The 15,869-nt window shown below is 32.3% G+C and carries 24 protein-coding genes; 14 read left to right on the top strand and 10 right to left on the bottom strand.

Features of this window, described 5'->3' with window-relative positions; genetic code table 11:
- Window positions 1–413: 413 nt before the first annotated feature.
- Window positions 414–749, top strand: coding sequence for a hypothetical protein (locus tag ACQY2P_RS05530; RefSeq protein WP_428325536.1), 336 nt, complete (start codon window positions 414–416; stop codon window positions 747–749).
- 9 nt (window positions 750–758) lie between these two features.
- On the opposite strand, the gene ACQY2P_RS05525 is transcribed toward ACQY2P_RS05530, so the two are convergent.
- Window positions 759–1,058, bottom strand: coding sequence for a winged helix-turn-helix domain-containing protein (locus tag ACQY2P_RS05525; protein WP_428325688.1), 300 nt, complete (start codon window positions 1,056–1,058; stop codon window positions 759–761).
- Window positions 1,059–1,158: 100 nt separating this feature from the next.
- Here ACQY2P_RS05525 and ACQY2P_RS05520 point away from each other — a divergent pair, with 100 nt between their 5' ends.
- A complete protein-coding gene (locus tag ACQY2P_RS05520; protein WP_428325687.1) occupies window positions 1,159–1,314 on the top strand; it encodes a hypothetical protein in 156 nt (51 codons plus the stop codon).
- 122 nt (window positions 1,315–1,436) lie between these two features.
- Here the strand turns inward: ACQY2P_RS05520 and ACQY2P_RS05515 are convergent, their stop codons facing one another.
- Entirely contained in the window at window positions 1,437–1,601 is a 165-nt protein-coding gene (locus tag ACQY2P_RS05515) for a DUF1059 domain-containing protein (protein ID WP_428323962.1), read from the bottom strand.
- Window positions 1,602–1,798: 197 nt separating this feature from the next.
- Between ACQY2P_RS05515 and ACQY2P_RS05510 the strand changes: the two genes are divergently transcribed.
- Window positions 1,799–3,313 carry a thrombospondin type 3 repeat-containing protein gene (locus tag ACQY2P_RS05510; protein ID WP_428325686.1) on the top strand — a complete coding sequence of 505 codons (1,515 nt, stop codon included), beginning with the start codon at window positions 1,799–1,801 and terminating at the stop codon, window positions 3,311–3,313.
- 766 nt (window positions 3,314–4,079) lie between these two features.
- On the opposite strand, the gene ACQY2P_RS05505 is transcribed toward ACQY2P_RS05510, so the two are convergent.
- Both ACQY2P_RS05505 and fldA read right to left on the bottom strand, forming a co-directional pair.
- The gene (locus tag ACQY2P_RS05505) at window positions 4,080–4,205 is read right to left on the bottom strand and encodes a hypothetical protein (protein WP_428325685.1); all 126 of its coding nucleotides are present in this window, start codon (window positions 4,203–4,205) and stop codon (window positions 4,080–4,082) included.
- Window positions 4,206–4,335: 130 nt separating this feature from the next.
- A complete protein-coding gene (fldA, locus tag ACQY2P_RS05500; protein ID WP_428325684.1) occupies window positions 4,336–4,860 on the bottom strand; it encodes a flavodoxin FldA in 525 nt (174 codons plus the stop codon).
- Window positions 4,861–5,170: 310 nt separating this feature from the next.
- Here fldA and ACQY2P_RS05495 point away from each other — a divergent pair, with 310 nt between their 5' ends.
- A complete protein-coding gene (locus ACQY2P_RS05495; RefSeq protein WP_428325683.1) occupies window positions 5,171–5,500 on the top strand; it encodes a pyrimidine dimer DNA glycosylase/endonuclease V in 330 nt (109 codons plus the stop codon).
- Between the two features lie 283 nt (window positions 5,501–5,783).
- Here ACQY2P_RS05495 and ACQY2P_RS05490 read toward each other — a convergent pair whose 3' ends face one another.
- The gene (locus ACQY2P_RS05490) at window positions 5,784–6,131 is read right to left on the bottom strand and encodes a DUF6659 family protein (protein WP_428325682.1); all 348 of its coding nucleotides are present in this window, start codon (window positions 6,129–6,131) and stop codon (window positions 5,784–5,786) included.
- A 100-nt stretch (window positions 6,132–6,231) separates the two neighbouring features.
- Here ACQY2P_RS05490 and ACQY2P_RS05485 point away from each other — a divergent pair, with 100 nt between their 5' ends.
- Window positions 6,232–7,296 (top strand): DUF4377 domain-containing protein, encoded by a 1,065-nt coding sequence (locus ACQY2P_RS05485; RefSeq protein WP_428325681.1) that lies wholly within the window; start codon window positions 6,232–6,234, stop codon window positions 7,294–7,296.
- Window positions 7,297–7,310: 14 nt separating this feature from the next.
- On the opposite strand, the gene ACQY2P_RS05480 is transcribed toward ACQY2P_RS05485, so the two are convergent.
- Complete coding sequence (locus tag ACQY2P_RS05480; RefSeq protein WP_428325680.1) at window positions 7,311–7,535, bottom strand: hypothetical protein; 225 nt, start codon at window positions 7,533–7,535, stop codon at window positions 7,311–7,313.
- Between the two features lie 414 nt (window positions 7,536–7,949).
- On the opposite strand from ACQY2P_RS05480, the gene ACQY2P_RS05475 reads away from it, so the two are divergent.
- From ACQY2P_RS05475 to ACQY2P_RS05460, 4 genes are read left to right on the top strand one after another with little or no spacing between them, the layout of a single operon-like run.
- Window positions 7,950–8,099: a hypothetical protein gene (locus ACQY2P_RS05475; RefSeq protein WP_428323975.1), complete on the top strand. Its 150-nt coding sequence runs from the start codon at window positions 7,950–7,952 to the stop codon at window positions 8,097–8,099.
- A 42-nt stretch (window positions 8,100–8,141) separates the two neighbouring features.
- The gene (locus tag ACQY2P_RS05470; RefSeq protein WP_428325679.1) at window positions 8,142–9,107 is read left to right on the top strand and encodes a nitroreductase family protein; all 966 of its coding nucleotides are present in this window, start codon (window positions 8,142–8,144) and stop codon (window positions 9,105–9,107) included.
- Between the two features lie 42 nt (window positions 9,108–9,149).
- Window positions 9,150–9,950: a helix-turn-helix transcriptional regulator gene (locus tag ACQY2P_RS05465; RefSeq protein ID WP_428325678.1), complete on the top strand. Its 801-nt coding sequence runs from the start codon at window positions 9,150–9,152 to the stop codon at window positions 9,948–9,950.
- A gap of 41 nt (window positions 9,951–9,991) precedes the next feature.
- The gene (locus tag ACQY2P_RS05460) at window positions 9,992–11,029 is read left to right on the top strand and encodes a hypothetical protein (protein WP_428325677.1); all 1,038 of its coding nucleotides are present in this window, start codon (window positions 9,992–9,994) and stop codon (window positions 11,027–11,029) included.
- Between the two features lie 81 nt (window positions 11,030–11,110).
- Here the strand turns inward: ACQY2P_RS05460 and ACQY2P_RS05455 are convergent, their stop codons facing one another.
- A complete protein-coding gene (locus tag ACQY2P_RS05455) occupies window positions 11,111–11,545 on the bottom strand; it encodes a universal stress protein (RefSeq protein WP_428325676.1) in 435 nt (144 codons plus the stop codon).
- A gap of 113 nt (window positions 11,546–11,658) precedes the next feature.
- Here ACQY2P_RS05455 and ACQY2P_RS05450 point away from each other — a divergent pair, with 113 nt between their 5' ends.
- Window positions 11,659–12,453, top strand: coding sequence for a helix-turn-helix transcriptional regulator (locus ACQY2P_RS05450; RefSeq protein ID WP_428325675.1), 795 nt, complete (start codon window positions 11,659–11,661; stop codon window positions 12,451–12,453).
- On the opposite strand, the gene ACQY2P_RS05445 is transcribed toward ACQY2P_RS05450, so the two are convergent.
- Window positions 12,446–12,883, bottom strand: a complete 438-nt coding sequence (locus ACQY2P_RS05445; protein ID WP_428325674.1) for a hypothetical protein — start codon at window positions 12,881–12,883, stop codon at window positions 12,446–12,448. The genes ACQY2P_RS05450 and ACQY2P_RS05445 overlap by 8 nt on opposite strands.
- A gap of 136 nt (window positions 12,884–13,019) precedes the next feature.
- Between ACQY2P_RS05445 and ACQY2P_RS05440 the strand changes: the two genes are divergently transcribed.
- Window positions 13,020–13,457: a universal stress protein gene (locus tag ACQY2P_RS05440; RefSeq protein WP_428325673.1), complete on the top strand. Its 438-nt coding sequence runs from the start codon at window positions 13,020–13,022 to the stop codon at window positions 13,455–13,457.
- A 508-nt stretch (window positions 13,458–13,965) separates the two neighbouring features.
- On the opposite strand, the gene ACQY2P_RS05435 is transcribed toward ACQY2P_RS05440, so the two are convergent.
- Together ACQY2P_RS05435 and ACQY2P_RS05430 are read right to left on the bottom strand one after the other, a co-directional pair.
- Window positions 13,966–14,097, bottom strand: coding sequence for a hypothetical protein (locus ACQY2P_RS05435; protein ID WP_428323982.1), 132 nt, complete (start codon window positions 14,095–14,097; stop codon window positions 13,966–13,968).
- 3 nt (window positions 14,098–14,100) lie between these two features.
- Window positions 14,101–14,235, bottom strand: a complete 135-nt coding sequence (locus ACQY2P_RS05430; RefSeq protein WP_428325672.1) for a hypothetical protein — start codon at window positions 14,233–14,235, stop codon at window positions 14,101–14,103.
- 633 nt (window positions 14,236–14,868) lie between these two features.
- Here ACQY2P_RS05430 and ACQY2P_RS05425 point away from each other — a divergent pair.
- Genes ACQY2P_RS05425 through ACQY2P_RS05415 form a run of 3 tightly spaced genes read left to right on the top strand, consistent with a single transcriptional unit; the run spans window position 14,869 to window position 15,835 of the window.
- On the top strand, window positions 14,869–15,135 hold the full coding sequence (locus ACQY2P_RS05425; protein WP_428325671.1) for a hypothetical protein: 267 nt from the start codon (window positions 14,869–14,871) through the stop codon (window positions 15,133–15,135).
- Between the two features lie 34 nt (window positions 15,136–15,169).
- Window positions 15,170–15,421: an Lrp/AsnC ligand binding domain-containing protein gene (locus ACQY2P_RS05420; RefSeq protein ID WP_428325670.1), complete on the top strand. Its 252-nt coding sequence runs from the start codon at window positions 15,170–15,172 to the stop codon at window positions 15,419–15,421.
- An 18-nt stretch (window positions 15,422–15,439) separates the two neighbouring features.
- Window positions 15,440–15,835 (top strand): DUF6659 family protein, encoded by a 396-nt coding sequence (locus ACQY2P_RS05415; RefSeq protein ID WP_428325669.1) that lies wholly within the window; start codon window positions 15,440–15,442, stop codon window positions 15,833–15,835.
- The last annotated feature ends 34 nt before the right edge of the window (window positions 15,836–15,869 follow it).

Here is a 15,869-nt window from a genome sequence, read left to right as displayed (position 1 = left end):
GTGTGCATCTTTTTTGCCCTCTTTCATACTTTTTTGAGTTTACGACTTTTTTTGATTGGATTAAGTAACATGTTCCATTACAAGCATATGCCAATTCTAAGCAAATCTTCTCCTGCCAATCTGAAATTTTTCCAATCTCCACCAATCACTATTTTTCTTTTCAGCAAGATTTTCCCCTTCATCGTTTTTTTCTTTATCACTCATACCATAAATTACAAAAATCTTCTAATAAAATTAAATTAACATTGTTCAGTTTTTGCTAAATACTACATAATACAAGTAATTCCAAATGACTGGCCTAGAAAATTTTAATATCGACTTGTCTGCCAAGAATTTTAGCAAAATGAATAAGACTCGATGTGATTTTAGGAGTGATTATTTTGTCTGATGACAGAAATGATATTATCCGTTCTATGGATGTTTTCATAGAAAAAATTCAGCATATTAGAGGTCTTATGCTTGGAGTTTCATTGTCTGCATTGATTCTGGCTCCCTTGGCAATAGGAATTTCATCGTATCTAATTACCCACCCAAAGTTTCTACATCTGATAGAAAGTGAACGCGATTTTTCATTAATGCTGGTGGTTTTGTTGGTGGTTGTCTTAGTTACCTCTGGAATATGGCTAGTTACAGGACTGCAGCAATTCAGATCCTTGAGTTCATGGAATAAAAGATATTGTAACTATTTAGAAAAGAAAAGAGATTTGGATAATTCGATCTCTGCAAAATATAATCTTGATGAAGAGTAATTTGATTTTCTAGGAATTTTTATTCTTTCTTGGAAATAATTTTTCATAGGGGTCAATAATTTCCTGACAAAAATTCATTCCTTTCTCAGTTACCCTAAATACTGTAATTGTTCTTTTTCCTTCTTTATTTTCTGATCTTTGAATTAATTCATTATTTTCTAAATTATCTAAAATTGATTTGTGTTTTGAAATGTTTAATCCACAAAAACTAAACAATGCAGTCTGATTGAGTTCGCCATATTCAGACAATGTCAATATGATGTCTTTTACGATGTATATTTTATCCCTATATTTTTTTGATATTGCCAATATGGTAATTTTGATTTTTTACTAGTTAAACTGTTGTGGGTTGATTGGCAATGTAACATTGTTAAGCAAGCCATTATAATCTCAAATTTTCCAGTTAGTTATGAAGTCAAAACTTAAAGTTGGAATAAAAAATATTTTCAAAAAAGATGAAAAATTTACTGATACTTGCAGGATTTGCAACCAAAAATTCTCTGATCCTGAACGTACAAAAAGGCACATGATCAAAGCCCATTCCAAGCCTAAACAAGAAAAATAGTCTTGAAAAATTATGGTGAGAACAAAAAAATGTATTGTATGTGGAAGGGAATTTGAGCATTGGTGTGATGATGTCTGCTCTACAGAATGTTCGGGTAAATTAGAGCATTAAAATTATATTTTCTAAGTAGTTTTTCTTAAGATAAACTGCATCAGGGCTTCTTTGGAATAGTCTATTCCATGTTCATTTTCTGTATGTGCTCCAAACTCCTCAAGTACTTTTTCTGCATCCCCTTCTATACTGTAATCACATTCAAACCCATAATCACTACAGTTTAATTTTACCAATTTTGATCTTGTAATGTCATTCTGTGTAATATACTGAACTTAACATTGTTCAGTTTTGTTAAAGTAAGAATTTCTTCCAATCTGCTTGAGATATATGAAACTCAAAATATTTAGAACCGATTCCTAGTTATTGAAATGAGGTCAAACATTTGATTGAAAAAAAGATAAAATTTTTGCTAGTTGTTTTGGGTGTTACAATGACTATTTCTTTTCTATCTTGGTCTGGAATTGCATCCTTTGCAGATATGGATAAAGATGGAGTAATCGACTCATTTGATAACTGTCCTAACATCACTAATCCCGACCAGTTTGATTTTGATGGAGATAAAATAGGCAATGATTGTGATGTTGATGATGATAATGATAATGTTGTAGATGCCATAGATGCCTTTGATACCAATCCTACAGAATGGGCAGATTTTGATAATGATGGCACAGGTAACAATGCAGACATTGATGACGATAATGATAATGTTGTAGATGCCATAGATGCCTTTGATACCAATCCTACAGAATGGGCAGATTTTGATTTTGATGGAATTGGTGAAACACAAGATCCTGATGATGATAATGATGGAATTATAGATTTGAAAGATCCTACTCCTATACCAATTTCACAAAAACTAACTGAGCAATACTTGACCGATATTCAGAGATGTGCAATATTGGATAATGAAACTCCAAAACTATTGTGTTATTCTCAATTATTTTATGATTTAGAAATAAAAGAAGAAAATACCGTTGATACGCTAGAATTAGCATTAACATTAACCAAATTAGGAGCAGTAGGTGATTGTCATTTCACATCTCATGAAATAGGACATGCTGCCTTTGAAGAAAATCCAAATGTTTATGAAAACTTGAGGGATGTGGATGGTTCACTTTGCAGGGGTGGGTTTTATCATGGTGTAATGGCATCATACTTTCATGACTTACAAGAAAATGGCAATGATGTAGGTTCATACAAAACAATCTGTAATGACTTTATTGGAAGTCCAGATTATACAAAATGTGTTCACGGCTTAGGTCATGGATTGGTGCATTATTACCTGGATGATCTGAGCAGTGCCATAAATGCGTGTGATCAGATGTCATTTTATCAAGGTACCATTTGTGTTGGGGGTGTATTTATGCAATATACTGATAATGAGTTGACTCGTTCTACTTTTCTAGAAGAATCTATTCAAGACATGTGTCCAAAATCTGAACTTCGTATTTTTGATTATCAACAATGTCGGGATAATTTAGGACTAAGTATTGCATTTCATACTAATCATAATCTTGAGGAAGGCTCCAATTTGTGTGACTTGATAGATGATGATGTGGGTAGACAATATTGTCATAGAGGACTAGAAAGAGAAATCAACGATGCAAAAGAGTACAAAGTATATGATCCTACAAAAGGAGTTAGAGAACTAGTACAACCAATATGGATAAAGGAAAATGATTCAAACAAATGGATAGTGGACTTTCGCAGTCCTGCCAAAATTTCAGACTTTGCATATGACGAAAAAACAAAAATGATGCAATTTTCTTTTGACAGTCCTTACAGAATAATTATTTACATTTCAACTGATTTGCTTCCAGAAAATCCCACTGTGACAGTTAATGGTCAGATACAAAATAATTTGGAAATAAAACATGGACTGTATGATAACCATTCCATGATCAAAATTCTGCCTGATAATCCAGGTACAGTTGTAATTAATTGAGCAAGTATTTGTACTAAAATAATTGCAAAAAACAAGAATTCTCTAAATTGTTGATTATGCAGAAGCGTGAGGGAAAATATTGTGTCGTTACTATCATGCTGAATCCTTGAAAACTATCATTGATTCTAATATTTTCCACTCAGATAGGAGTGCTTCTGCATAAACAAAATCTACCTTGTCATTATATATTGCAAACTTAACATTGTTCAGTTTTCTTAAAGTATTGATTTTTCTAATTATTACTGTAAGGCAAATGGAAAAACACATGTTTGCTGTTCCTATCGGTTCTATAGTTTCCTTAGTTGTCTTATTTTTCTATCTAGGCAGTATTTGATGACTGTTTATGTTGAAGATGTTGTTTGTATTGAAAAGATGACTGTCAAAATATTTTCTTAACTTCCAAAAAAGAATACTACTGCTGCAATTATTACAAGTGCTCCCACAAAGATCAAAGGTTTTGCTATTGAGTATTTTGTCATGTATAAAATACGTGAATAAGGCATATAATTTTCGATTAACATTGTTAATTTTATGTGTCTGGATAGATTGTCAAAAAACAATTCAAATCCATAATTGGTTCAATCTTTTAGAGATTCAAACTTTTCATTTCGGACATTTTTTTTGTATCTTCATTCCAATTCTTTAGAATCTACATAGAAACTATTGGTGAACCTTATATGTTAAAAAAATTGTATTGGTAACATAAACAAGACTCTAAAATTTTTTGAGCAAAACCTTAGTTGATTAGGCATTAAAAATACATCTCTTATGTTTTAACTAGTTTTGATTTCTCTTCTGCAAGTAATTTTTCTACTTCAATCTTGTGAGGCTTACAGTACAATCCATTTTCTACACATTCAGGACATCTTAGATATTTGTAATAATCAATCACAATGCCACCCGTCTCTCATTTGTTATAATACATTCCACCTGATTCCCCCATACAATGTGGTGTACTTTGATAGGAAAAATAACCAATCTTGTAAATCAATAATAATTAATTGAAAAAAACTAAATTATTTTTACAATCCCATTTCAGATTTAAGTTGAGAACACCATTTTGTGACTCTTTCATCTGTATGCTCTGATTCACTGTCTTCATCAACTGGTAATCCGCAAAATTTTCCATCAATTATACTCTTTGAACCTGTAAACGTGTAACCGTCTGTGCTTACATATCCTACCATTTTTGCACCTGCCTTTTCAAAATACCTGTGTAATTCCTCCATTGCATCAACAAAATTATCAGCATAACCTGCAGCATCTCCCAAGCCACATATTGCAACGGGTTTGCCCTTTAGGTCTAACTCTCCAATTTTTTCTAATAGTTCATCCCATGCAGTACCTGATCTATTTTCTTCCTCGCCAGTATTCCATGTAGGAATGGCACAAATGAGACCATCCATTTCTGAGAATTGACTTGGATCTCCTCCAAGTTCAGAAACATCTTTGGGGTCTGTAACTGAATCTCCCAATTCACTTTTTATTTTGGCACACACCATTTCAGTTTTACCAGTTTGTGAGCCAAAGTAAATTCCAATTGTCATACAGTAATACAATCTTCATTGTATTTAACTCAGCAATAATTTCAAAATAATGATTATTTTATTTTCATTGATCTTTAAATAATTTGCAAAATCTGTTTTTATCATGAATGGAACTAGCTGTGATAGTTGCTTTACAGGATATCGACCTGGTCAGTTAATTGCATGCGATAAATGTGGAGATGAGTTTTGTGATAGTTGTATCAAAAACCACAAACACTGATTCTGAATATTAGTAAATTAAATTATTTTGTTAGCACTATGTTTTTTATTACTTCAAAATTGAAATATCCTAATTTTTTAGATAGGTAAAATGCGAATTTGGGATATCTCTCCATCAAAACTATGTCGTAATCATCTGTTAGGTGAGCATCGAGAACTTCATGCCATGTGGGTTGTTATCACTGAAAACAAGAAAGGATATTCTATGCACCCTGAGACTTTGCGATGGAAAGGTACACTCAAAGCAATGTATCTTCGACACGAAAAATTAGTTGCAGAAATGACTAAACGAGGATATACTCATCATAGTCCTCTTGATAAAAGAAAAGCTACTGGAAAAGCAAAGCAGACCAAATATGTTGATACAATAGCAGTTCAAATCAAAATTCTCAAAAATAAAGGCTGTTCGTGCCAAATCTGACCCTCTTTTAATAGTATGAATAGGTAATCAATACATGTCTTTTAGAAAATGCATTCACTGTGGAAGAGAATACGAAAGTTTAACTGATTATTCCACATGTTCACCAAATTGCGCAAAAGAAGTAGGACAATAAAATAACTTCAAAAAATCTGAAAAATCATTCCTGTAAAAAACTAATTACCTGAAATTAAATCCCAGATGAATTCAAAGAATTCTTTTACCATGTTATTGTTATTAGAAAAAGTAGTTAATTCTCACTCTAAATATAAATTGACAAAATTCTTTACAGTAATTCTCTTGCTTTTGTAATGATTTTGTAATATTCTGCATCTGGTTCTGTACTGATTAGCAAGAGTTCCTTTTTTTCAAGGGGAATTGTAATCATTGTAACTTTGTCATATTCAATTACTGCAGATTTTTCATCGCCTATCTTATAAGATAGGTTTGTGTGTTTTTCAGATCTATCTAAGGTATAATGAATTGACATCATCATCTCGTCTTTGCTTAGGAATTTTTCTTCAGGATTCTTTGAAATACTTGCAATTAGTTCACTCTTTGCATTTGTAATTCCACAGAATCTAACTTTGGAGTCAAAATTTAGAATATCTTTGCATATGTCTTCATAATCCATTTTTTTATCTACTGCAAAATTCTATTAATACTTGATCCTAAAAATTTGGTAAAATTTGATTTTCATCAAACCCTATAAGGTGCATTCTCTAACACATACTATGAAATTAATTTGGATGATAATCCCAATTCTTGTTTTGGGATATTTTGTAATGTCTGAATCTTTTGCCCAAGAAACAACCTCTGATGTAAATTTCTCAATTACTCAACAAGAACTCAAAGTCATGGTTGAAAACTGGATGAATAATCCTGATGACGATGATACAAATCAACGTCTAGAAATTATGAAAGCATATTATGCATTTGAAGAAACAGGACAGCAATTAACACATGATCAAGAAGGATTAGTCTTGATGAATCAAATCAGAAAGATGGTCAGTCTACAGATTCCAGTGGAAGAACTTAATGAATTACGAAACCAAGTTAGGGTCGAACTTGGATTGGAATTGCCATCTGAGGAAAAAATTTTCTATGTTGACTCTAATCTAGTTGATTGTGTTGGAGTGGGACCTATGAAATGCATGCAAATTCGTGAGGATCCTGATTCTAGCTGGCAGAACTTTTATGATTCAATTAATGGGTTTGATTATGCTGAAGGAAAGTCATACAAAATTTTAGTAAAAGTTACTGACGTTGAAAACCCTCCTGCAGATGCATCAAGTAAAAACTATGAATTAATTGAAATCTTGGACCAAAAATCATATGCAAAACACATTCCATACAATGGAGTATGTGCTCCAGGATTTGTTTCCCTTGGAGAAATATGTGTTCTAAATGATAGATGCGGCCCTGGAATCTATCCTGGCAAAGTCTGTATCATGGATGGCGTAAAACAACCATATCTTAGACCATTACATCAGGGCAATGCTGGAATTGCCGCAAATGATGTAGTATGTGCCGATGATTTTAGATTACTTTTCAAACATGATATTACTCCTGCATGTGTAAAGACTTCTTCTGTTGACAAATTTGTAGAGCGTGGTTGGCATTTGGAGCCTCCAGTTGTAGCATGTACGTTGGAATATGCTCCTGTATGTGGTGTAAATGAAAAGACGTATGGAAACATGTGTGCACTAAATGCAGATCATATTGCAATGAAAAGTAAAGGTGAATGTGAAAGTACAATAGATGACACATCTGAAATTTTTAATGATGCTTTGGAGTAATCTTAAAACAAATTCTAAATTCTTGCAACTTCTGTCTTGTATTTTTTGCATCTGGGTCTAGTTCTCAAACGATTGTGACAACAAGGACACATAGATCCATCAAAAAATACCCATTCATTACATTCTTGACATAACTTTTGTCCTAGTTGATATCTTTTTCCAACTTTTGGTCTTTGTGCCTGAAACTCTTTACATTTTCCAATGCATAATGGATATGGTCCAGTATTCCGTGACATCATGCTGCCTCTGGGAATATTGGTCTGTAATTCATATCAACTAATCTGCATATGGAATGAATCTGTTCTTCTGACTCAGAATTACATTTTCGGCAACTAAATTTTAGTGGCTTTTGACAAATAGAACACTTTTGTTTTATCTCCAAAAAAATACCACATTTTCTACAACTATCTATTCTCAATTTACCATTCTCCTATAACCCTAGTGAGAGTATCACTACTGTAATTGTTGCCAAAGCATAGAACCCATAGTACGATTTTTTGTAACGTGGCAATGCAAGTTTCGATTTTTGTTTAGTCTGTAATTTCATGATATGATTACACTATGAATGAAGATATACCATAGTCAGCTAATCAGCTTACTGGTAATCTCTAAGTTTTACCAGACTCTATGTTCTACCAGTCCTAATTATTATCATGAAAACACAACAAATCTCAAACTGGGATAAAATGGTTCACGCTCCATTTAGGAAGGTCGTAAAGTTTGACCTCATCTGCATGGCAATCGGTGCAGTAATGGGAATGGGTGCTGGTGCCTACTTTGTTGCTAGCGGTTTAATCAGCTAGCAACACAACTTCTTTTTTATAATAATTGATATGACTAAAAATATGAAATTCCAAACAATAGAACCATCTTACACTTCAAAGGATGGTTGTAGATTGGTTTGGCAGGGAATTGATGAGGATGACACTGATGTTGTAATATTAAACAAAGAAGAACTAGACAAACTCGTTGAGTTACTAAAACAAGACAAAACTGGTGAAGTAGAACTAGAAGACCAAACAAGCTTTATTCGAATAAATTCTGATGTTATTCAGTTTAGTCTTTCTAATCATAGATTGCTTGAAGCAAAAACCACCACAATTCAAGAACAAGTATTGGAATTTGCAAAAATTCCCCATGACCCTCAGTATGTTTACATTGGAAGCAAAGAGTTCTATCCTTCTGTTTGGATTCGAGATGATTCCAAAGAACAAAGAGATATGCCACAAAAACCAAAACAATCTCTTATCCAGGCAATTTTGTCATCAGAGCCTGAAAAGATTAGGCAAGATCTATCTCCTACTGACTTGTTTCGAGTCTTTGCAACTAGACGTTCTACTAGAAAATTTGATAAAACCAAAGTCGAGGATTGGAAGATTGACAAAATTTTATCAGCTGCTGATGTTGCACCAACTGCTGGTAACTTTCAAGGATTTCAGGTATTTCTGATAAAAAATAAAAAGACCAAAGAAGCACTAGTAGAGGCTGCAAACAAGCAGCCATATGTCAATGCACCTGTTGTTTTAGTATTTTGTACAGATCCTGCCAGAGTGAACCTAAAATTCCCTCCAGATATTTTGGAGAAATTCTCACTACAAGATGCAACTATCGCTGCATCTTTTTCATTGCTTGCAGCATCAGGGGTGGGTCTTAGTACTATTTGGATAGGCATGTTTGATGAAGAAAAAGTAAAAAAGATTCTGGGAACTGACTTGAGACCATCATCTATTCTCTGTATTGGATATCCTGACAAGAAGAAACCTCCAAAGTCAAGAAGAAAACTCAAAGAACTAATCAAAGTAATCGAGTAATTTTCTGTAATCATTTTTATTCAATATTGAGGAATGGTAGCAATGACTGATCTTTTTGATGATACTGCAAACTATGTACTTGATTTGGCCAGTCCTCAAAGACTTCAAATCATATTCAAGTTACTAGAAAAATCTACCACTCCAACAAAACTAGCAAAAGATATTGGTGCAACAAAACAAGAGGTTCATAGAAACTTTACAAGATTAGAAGACAGTGGTTTGATTGAAAAAAAAGTTGATGGAAATTATACATTGACTACATTTGGCAGAACAATTTGTACACAGGTTCCGTCTGTTGTGTTTATCTCCCAAAACAGAAAATATTTTGAAAAACATCACTTTGGTGAGGTTCCACACAAATTCCAAATGCGTTGTGGTCAATTAGCCAATAGTACATACGTCAAAGGAGTATCAAAAGTACTTGAGCAATGGAAGAATATCTACAAAAATTCTGATGAATACATCTATGAGATTTTATCTGAGGTTCCATTGGACTTAATCGAACCTGTAGTAAAACGAATCAAAAAAGGAGTGAAATTCAATTATATCTTTTCAGAGTCTGCAGTTGTTCCCAAAGGAAGAAAGGCATTGCTAAAGAAATTGGGATTTGATAAACTCATGGAAAAAGGTCTAATTGAAAGAAAGATGGAAAAAAATGTTCAGACAGTTATAGTTCTTAATGAAAAGGAGGCTTGTGTTATGTTTCCAACACTTGATGGTGAATCTGATATCAGTGCAATGTTTTACTCTGATGATGCAATGTTTCACGAGTGGTGTCTTGATTATTTTAGATATTGTTGGTATGGCTCAGATGTATTCAAAGAAAGTAAATTAAAAGAATAATTCTGATCCACGTTTATAACTTCATAATGTATTACTAATTAATGACAAAAACAACTATTCTTGCAATTTTTGTAGTTGCTGTTTTATTGACAGGAACCATTGCAGGCCCTATAGGATTGGTACAATCTGTTGATGCTTTAAAGAGTAAAGGAACATCTGCAAGTAACATTAATTCTGAAAAAGTCTGTGGTGATAGGCTATGTTCTGAAATTCCAGAAGAAAAAAAATCTGAGGAAAAAAAGAAAAAGGAACAAGTAAAATCTGAAAAGAAAACAGAATCTGCAGAAAAAGCTAAAGACCATCCAAATAAAGACAAAAAATCTGAAACAATGGAGGCTGCAAAAACAACAATGTCTCAAAAAGTTCCAAAGACAGTTACAGGTGTATTAACTTCTGTACAAGATCCTGGACAAGGACATGAAGGACATCAACTTGCAATCATTTTGCCACCTAGTGAAAAAACATATCGTGGACATTTGACTTATACTGCATCTGAAAATATTCAGCTTGTAGCGTTGCATGGTCCACTAAAAGCAGGTATGGCTAAAGGACAAGCAATTTGGACTATGGATGGAAATACAAAGTTTGGTTTAACATTTGTGGATAAAAATAATTCTGCAGGTGTTTGGCAGTTTTCAGGTAATGCTATAGCAGTACATACAAAGAATTCTGAGCCATTCACTGTAAGCTATTCTGTAACATACACTGAACATTCAACAGATAGCGAAAAAGTATACAAGGGTACCGTGACTTCTAAACAAGATCCTGGTATTGGACATGAAAACCATCAACTTGCATTATTGTTGGCCCCCAGAGATAAAGCGTATTCTGGACATCTAACATATGATGCATCTGAACCTGTTCAGATTGTAACCTTGATTGGCCCCATGTCTCAAGCTGAACTTAGAGGTGTCCCTTCGTGGTCTGCAGATGGTGAAACATTCTATGCATTGGTTTTAGTAGATTCAAAAGCAGCAAATTCAGTAACATTTTCTGGAAATGCATTAGCCCTTCACACAATGAACACTGAGCCATTCACTGTAAGTTACTCACTAGTACTTACAAACCCAACAAAATAAAGAATTGAATAATTCTTTTTTCTTTTTTAGGTAATTCGATAAACCCTCAAACAACTAAAATTCAATTAAAAAACAAATTTCTTATGGGATGTATAGAAGTGGACATGGTGCATTTTTGAATACGGCATCAACTGTACTGTTGTAATACATTTTTTCAGCATGAGTTCCTAACTTTGATTTGCTCATTACTATCAGGTCTACATTTTGTTCTTTTGAATATTCTATAATTGAGCGTGATTCAAGGTCACTTTTGATAATTTTGGAACTAGATGGAATGTCAAACCCGTCTGCTTCTTTTTTCAGTTCTTCGTGATATTTTTGAATCTTTTTTCTTTCCTGCTCGATTTCTTTTTTGTCTGATTTTGTTTTAAAAAACCCAAATGTTGCTTTATCATGTATGCATGACAAAAATATAATTTTAGAATTGTGTTTTTCAATTAGTGGAAATACTTTCTTTACAGCTTTTTTGCTGCTTGGAGTTGCATCATATGGAATCAAAATTTTTTTAATTTTCATATTGTTCATCAATCTTTGATTCTATTTAATGCTTGAAAAAAATCATTCTAGTGCTAATTTTTATAAAATGTTTATCAACATAACTAAATAGTATACAATATGAAACTCGTTTATTGACTGATGATTTTGAAAATACAGCAGGTTATTTTTTAGAGCTTGCAAGTGAACAACGATTAAAAATACTTCATAACTTGTCCATCAAATCTTTTGGTGTTACCCAACTTGCAACAAAACTTGATGTTACTGCTCAAGAAGTCCATAGAAATCTTGACAGATTATCAAAGTCCAATTTTACAAAAAAAGGAATGAATGACAAATACGAAATCACTACTCAGGGAAAAATCATGCTATCTCAAATGTCTCTTGTAAAATTTCTTACAAAAAATGAGAAATTTTTTGAAAATCATAATCTGCAACTAATTCCATCAAAATTTACAAAGAGATTAGGCGTGTTGGGTACATCTGAGCATATTCGAGGAGTTACCAAAGTACTTGAAAAATGGACATCAATTTACAAAAATGCTGATAGCTACATAGCAGATATTGTATCTGAATCCCCACCTGGAATGATCAAACCCCTTGTATCTAGAATCCAGAATGGTGTGGAATACAGGCATATCGTATCTAATAATCTAATAGAGCCTGAAAATAGAGAAGAAATCCTCAAAAAAACTGGCTATTACAAACTGGTCCAAAAGGGAAAGATTCAACGAAAAACTACCAAAACAGTCAGTACGATTGTATTACTTAATGAAAAAGAATCAGCTGTGATATTTCCATCTACAACAAATGAAACTGATCTTAAACATATGTTTTACAGTAAAGATTCAGCATTTCATGAATGGTGTATTGATTACTTTGATTATATCTGGAAAAAATCAAAGACAATGAGAACAAAATCTAACTAGTGTTTTTGTACTTTGATTCATATTCTGATAGTTTCTTTGCAGTAATGCTAATTCTTTTTACAATATCTTGATTTTCTGCACAAATTTTTTGACGTCTTTCTTGAATATTTTTGATTGATTTTTCTGATAATTGCTCTAGTCCTGAAAAAGAAATAATCAAAGTCTGTAGTTTTTTAATATTCTTTTTTAACTCCTCAGAATCTTTTTGCTGAATTTGTTTTTGCATTTTTATTTTTTCTATTATTAGTGAATTTTTTTTGTTATGTGATTTTTTCTTGTTTGTTTTTTGCAATTTTTTTCTAGTTTTTACAGTTCCATGAAGTTTGGATAGATTCTTTTTTCTGACTCTTAGTGGATTCAATTTAGTTTTCTTTCTTTTAGGTACACGTAAGTTGTGTCCAATTTTGATTTTAGGTTTTTTTATATTCATTATTCTAATGTGGGAAATAATTTTTGTTTACAGTATCTTATTGTTTTTAGATCCTAAAAGAAATCATTAGCTAAACTCTTGATATTAAGCTGATTAGCTTATGAGAAGTAATTAGTATTGCAAAATAACATAATTTATGACTAATTTTAAGCACATTCTAGTGCCATATGATGGTTCTAAGAAAGGACTTGACTCAATAAAGGCTGCATCAAAAATTGCAGGTAATTTAGGAGGAAAAATTACTGTGTTGCAATGTGTAGAAAAAAAACTCCCAAAATTTGTCTTCTTTAAGACAAAACAAGACAAGGTTGATGCCGCAAAGGATGTAAATTCTGCTGAAAACAAGACCTCAAAATTTAGAAACATTGCAAAAAAATATGGTGCAAATGTAACAACTAAACTCAAAAAAATAGATGATGATCCTCACCAACATATCATAGACTATGCAAACAATAGTGATGTTGACTTGGTAGTTATGAGTCCCTCAAAAGAAATCAACACTATTGAGATTCATCAAAGTGTTGTTGATAAAATTTCAAAAAACATCAATTGTTCAATGTTGAGGATACAATGACATGCTATCTTCCAGAATGTCACTTGGAAGACCCATGTGATATTTGTAGTAAAAGATTTGGAAAACCTACAAAATTTTACGAAGATTAATTCTACTATGTTTTTTGCAATATTTCTATATGCGAACTATTTCTGACTCTTTTTTATTTTTGTTTGATCTAGTTGAATAACGTACCTTACTATTACAGCATGGACATTTGCTAAATTTTTCTTTGTAATAGTAATCACAATTTCTACAATGACATCCACCTAAATTATAAGCTAATTTTTTAGATGACATTTGAAATTTATTACAAATATTTTTACAACTTCCTAATCCCATTTGGTTGATTTTTAATTTAATTCCCTTCCTATATTGTTATCCTGCAAGAACTTTTTTTTCATAATCTCTGAAGGTTTTTCTTTCCGTATGGTATTTCACCAACTAGGTTTTGCCTACAAACCTTGTGACGGCAAATGATACTTTATTCTTATAAATTTAAACTGTATGAATGATTTATTTTTTAAAATCATCTTAGATCTTTTTTGTTGTAAAACTTCTTTTTTGTAACTGATGCAATAAGCTCACATTGATATGAACAATATGTAATATCTCTTTCAATAGTTCTTCTTCCACAACACAAACATCTATTAAAATCCATTTTTTATGCACCTAAAGCAGTACATGCACATTCTAAAGAACAATAGTTACTTGCACGATTAGAGAATTTTTTAAAACAGTACTTACATGTGTTTTCAAATCTTTGTTCTTGGGTAGATTTTATGGGAGTTTTGTTCATTTTTTTAACAAATAATTATTGTAAATTAAGGTGGTTTCTTTTTGACTTGGTTCTGAATGAAATCAACTAGTTATTCAGTTCTGAATTTTACTCAAAAAATTCCTTGATTATATTCACGAATACATTTGATATGGTATGAAACAAACTTCATCACAAACCAAAGTTTTGCGTAAAAACCAAAATTCTAGAAAAAACCATAATCTTAGTTACCATCATGATAATAGCTTTGTCTATGTAGAATGCCCATATTGTGAATCTCTGGATAGTTTTCTTTTTTGGTCTCAATCAGATACCATTGGACACTGTCAAGATTGCTCTAAGAACTGGATAGAATACCAGGGGATGGTGTGGACATTTTGACTCTGATCAATCAAGATAACTGTACTCATTTTGCATCAGTTAGGATGCCTGGATTGAAGAATAGGCGTGAGTGTATGTTGTGTCACAGATTTTTTGAGGAAAAAAGTAATTGATTTGTGGAAACTGTGGCAATAATGCATCTTGGAGAGATCCTAATTGCAACAAATGTGATGCAAAACTACATCAGAAAAACTGTAAGGGAAAATCTCCTGATTGTAAATGCCATACGATTAATGAGAATCTCTGGATATTGCAAAAAAAGGAGAAAGTACAATGATGACAGTTTCTGCAAAATGTCCTTATTGCATAAATACAAAATCAATCATATCTGATAGAACAGGTTGGTTGACTCATCTATCTAATCATAGAGAAGATATAATTAAACATCTTACAGATACAACATTTTCATGTGTGTTTTGCACATATCCTGAACCGTCTGCAAATCAAAAACACATGTCTTCGCATTATCGATGGTCTCATAAAAAAAGTATCATAATTAATTGGGCATTTGAAAATATGGAGCATCAGTTAGTTGTTTAAGAGATGTTTATTTGTGATGGAGAGAACATAAAACATGCAAGCATATGTTCTTTTGTCATGCAATTCAGGAAATGAAATGAAAATAATTTCAGAATTCAAAGAGGTCTCAGAGATTACTGAAATTAATGGAGTTTGGGGAAAGTATGATATTTTTGTAAAGATTTCATCAACTGATACAAATAAGATAGATCAATTAGTACATAAATTTAGAAATCATCCTGATGTAACTGATACCTATACAATGCATGTATTGTATGGCCAAGGAGGAAGCATAGATGATGATTAGTTTTAAGGATGTGATATAATGGGAATTTTATCTGTTGTAGATGTACAAAATCTAGATCAAGCTTGTGAAGAACTATCAAAAGAAGACAAAGTAAGACATGTTGGAGTGATAAGCAGTCTTGGAAGATTGGTTGCAGGTGGATTCAAGAAAGGAATTACTCCGTTGCTTTCAGATGATAAGATTAGAATGGTCTACATGCAGATGCAGCTTGATTTTAACATGAGACAGGAACTTGATGATGCATTAGGTCCAATTGATTATATTGCTTCAAGAAGAACAAATCAGTTAATCATTAGTGTTCCAATCGGAGAGAATTTAGTGTTGATTGCAGCAGAACCTGACGCCGATGATAAAAAAATTATCAAAATAGCTGAAAAATTGTTTGACGAGATAACAATATCTACAATAGTCTGATGATATGGCAGGCTACCTGGGAGATATGAATTTG

The organism is Candidatus Nitrosopumilus sp., from assembly GCF_965262695.1.
Taxonomy (GTDB): domain Archaea; phylum Thermoproteota; class Nitrososphaeria; order Nitrososphaerales; family Nitrosopumilaceae; genus Nitrosopumilus.
This window is presented reverse-complemented; position numbering and strand designations above follow the sequence as displayed.

Bases quoted from the DNA above. Each gene is read 5' to 3' on its own strand.
- ACQY2P_RS05530 (WP_428325536.1), top strand. From the start codon at position 414: ATGGATGTTTTCATAGAAAAAATTCAGCATATTAGAGGTCTTATGCTT.
- ACQY2P_RS05520 (WP_428325687.1), top strand. From the start codon at position 1,159: ATGAAGTCAAAACTTAAAGTTGGAATAAAAAATATTTTCAAAAAAGAT.
- ACQY2P_RS05510 (WP_428325686.1), top strand. From the start codon at position 1,799: ATGACTATTTCTTTTCTATCTTGGTCTGGAATTGCATCCTTTGCAGAT.
- fldA (WP_428325684.1), bottom strand. From the start codon at position 4,860: ATGACAATTGGAATTTACTTTGGCTCACAAACTGGTAAAACTGAAATG.
- ACQY2P_RS05495 (WP_428325683.1), top strand. From the start codon at position 5,171: ATGCGAATTTGGGATATCTCTCCATCAAAACTATGTCGTAATCATCTG.
- ACQY2P_RS05490 (WP_428325682.1), bottom strand. From the start codon at position 6,131: ATGGATTATGAAGACATATGCAAAGATATTCTAAATTTTGACTCCAAA.
- ACQY2P_RS05485 (WP_428325681.1), top strand. From the start codon at position 6,232: ATGAAATTAATTTGGATGATAATCCCAATTCTTGTTTTGGGATATTTT.
- ACQY2P_RS05480 (WP_428325680.1), bottom strand. From the start codon at position 7,535: ATGATGTCACGGAATACTGGACCATATCCATTATGCATTGGAAAATGT.
- ACQY2P_RS05475 (WP_428323975.1), top strand. From the start codon at position 7,950: ATGAAAACACAACAAATCTCAAACTGGGATAAAATGGTTCACGCTCCA.
- ACQY2P_RS05470 (WP_428325679.1), top strand. From the start codon at position 8,142: ATGAAATTCCAAACAATAGAACCATCTTACACTTCAAAGGATGGTTGT.
- ACQY2P_RS05465 (WP_428325678.1), top strand. From the start codon at position 9,150: ATGACTGATCTTTTTGATGATACTGCAAACTATGTACTTGATTTGGCC.
- ACQY2P_RS05460 (WP_428325677.1), top strand. From the start codon at position 9,992: ATGACAAAAACAACTATTCTTGCAATTTTTGTAGTTGCTGTTTTATTG.
- ACQY2P_RS05455 (WP_428325676.1), bottom strand. From the start codon at position 11,545: ATGAAAATTAAAAAAATTTTGATTCCATATGATGCAACTCCAAGCAGC.
- ACQY2P_RS05445 (WP_428325674.1), bottom strand. From the start codon at position 12,883: ATGAATATAAAAAAACCTAAAATCAAAATTGGACACAACTTACGTGTA.
- ACQY2P_RS05440 (WP_428325673.1), top strand. From the start codon at position 13,020: ATGACTAATTTTAAGCACATTCTAGTGCCATATGATGGTTCTAAGAAA.
- ACQY2P_RS05435 (WP_428323982.1), bottom strand. From the start codon at position 14,097: ATGGATTTTAATAGATGTTTGTGTTGTGGAAGAAGAACTATTGAAAGA.
- ACQY2P_RS05430 (WP_428325672.1), bottom strand. From the start codon at position 14,235: ATGAACAAAACTCCCATAAAATCTACCCAAGAACAAAGATTTGAAAAC.
- ACQY2P_RS05425 (WP_428325671.1), top strand. From the start codon at position 14,869: ATGATGACAGTTTCTGCAAAATGTCCTTATTGCATAAATACAAAATCA.
- ACQY2P_RS05420 (WP_428325670.1), top strand. From the start codon at position 15,170: ATGCAAGCATATGTTCTTTTGTCATGCAATTCAGGAAATGAAATGAAA.
- ACQY2P_RS05415 (WP_428325669.1), top strand. From the start codon at position 15,440: ATGGGAATTTTATCTGTTGTAGATGTACAAAATCTAGATCAAGCTTGT.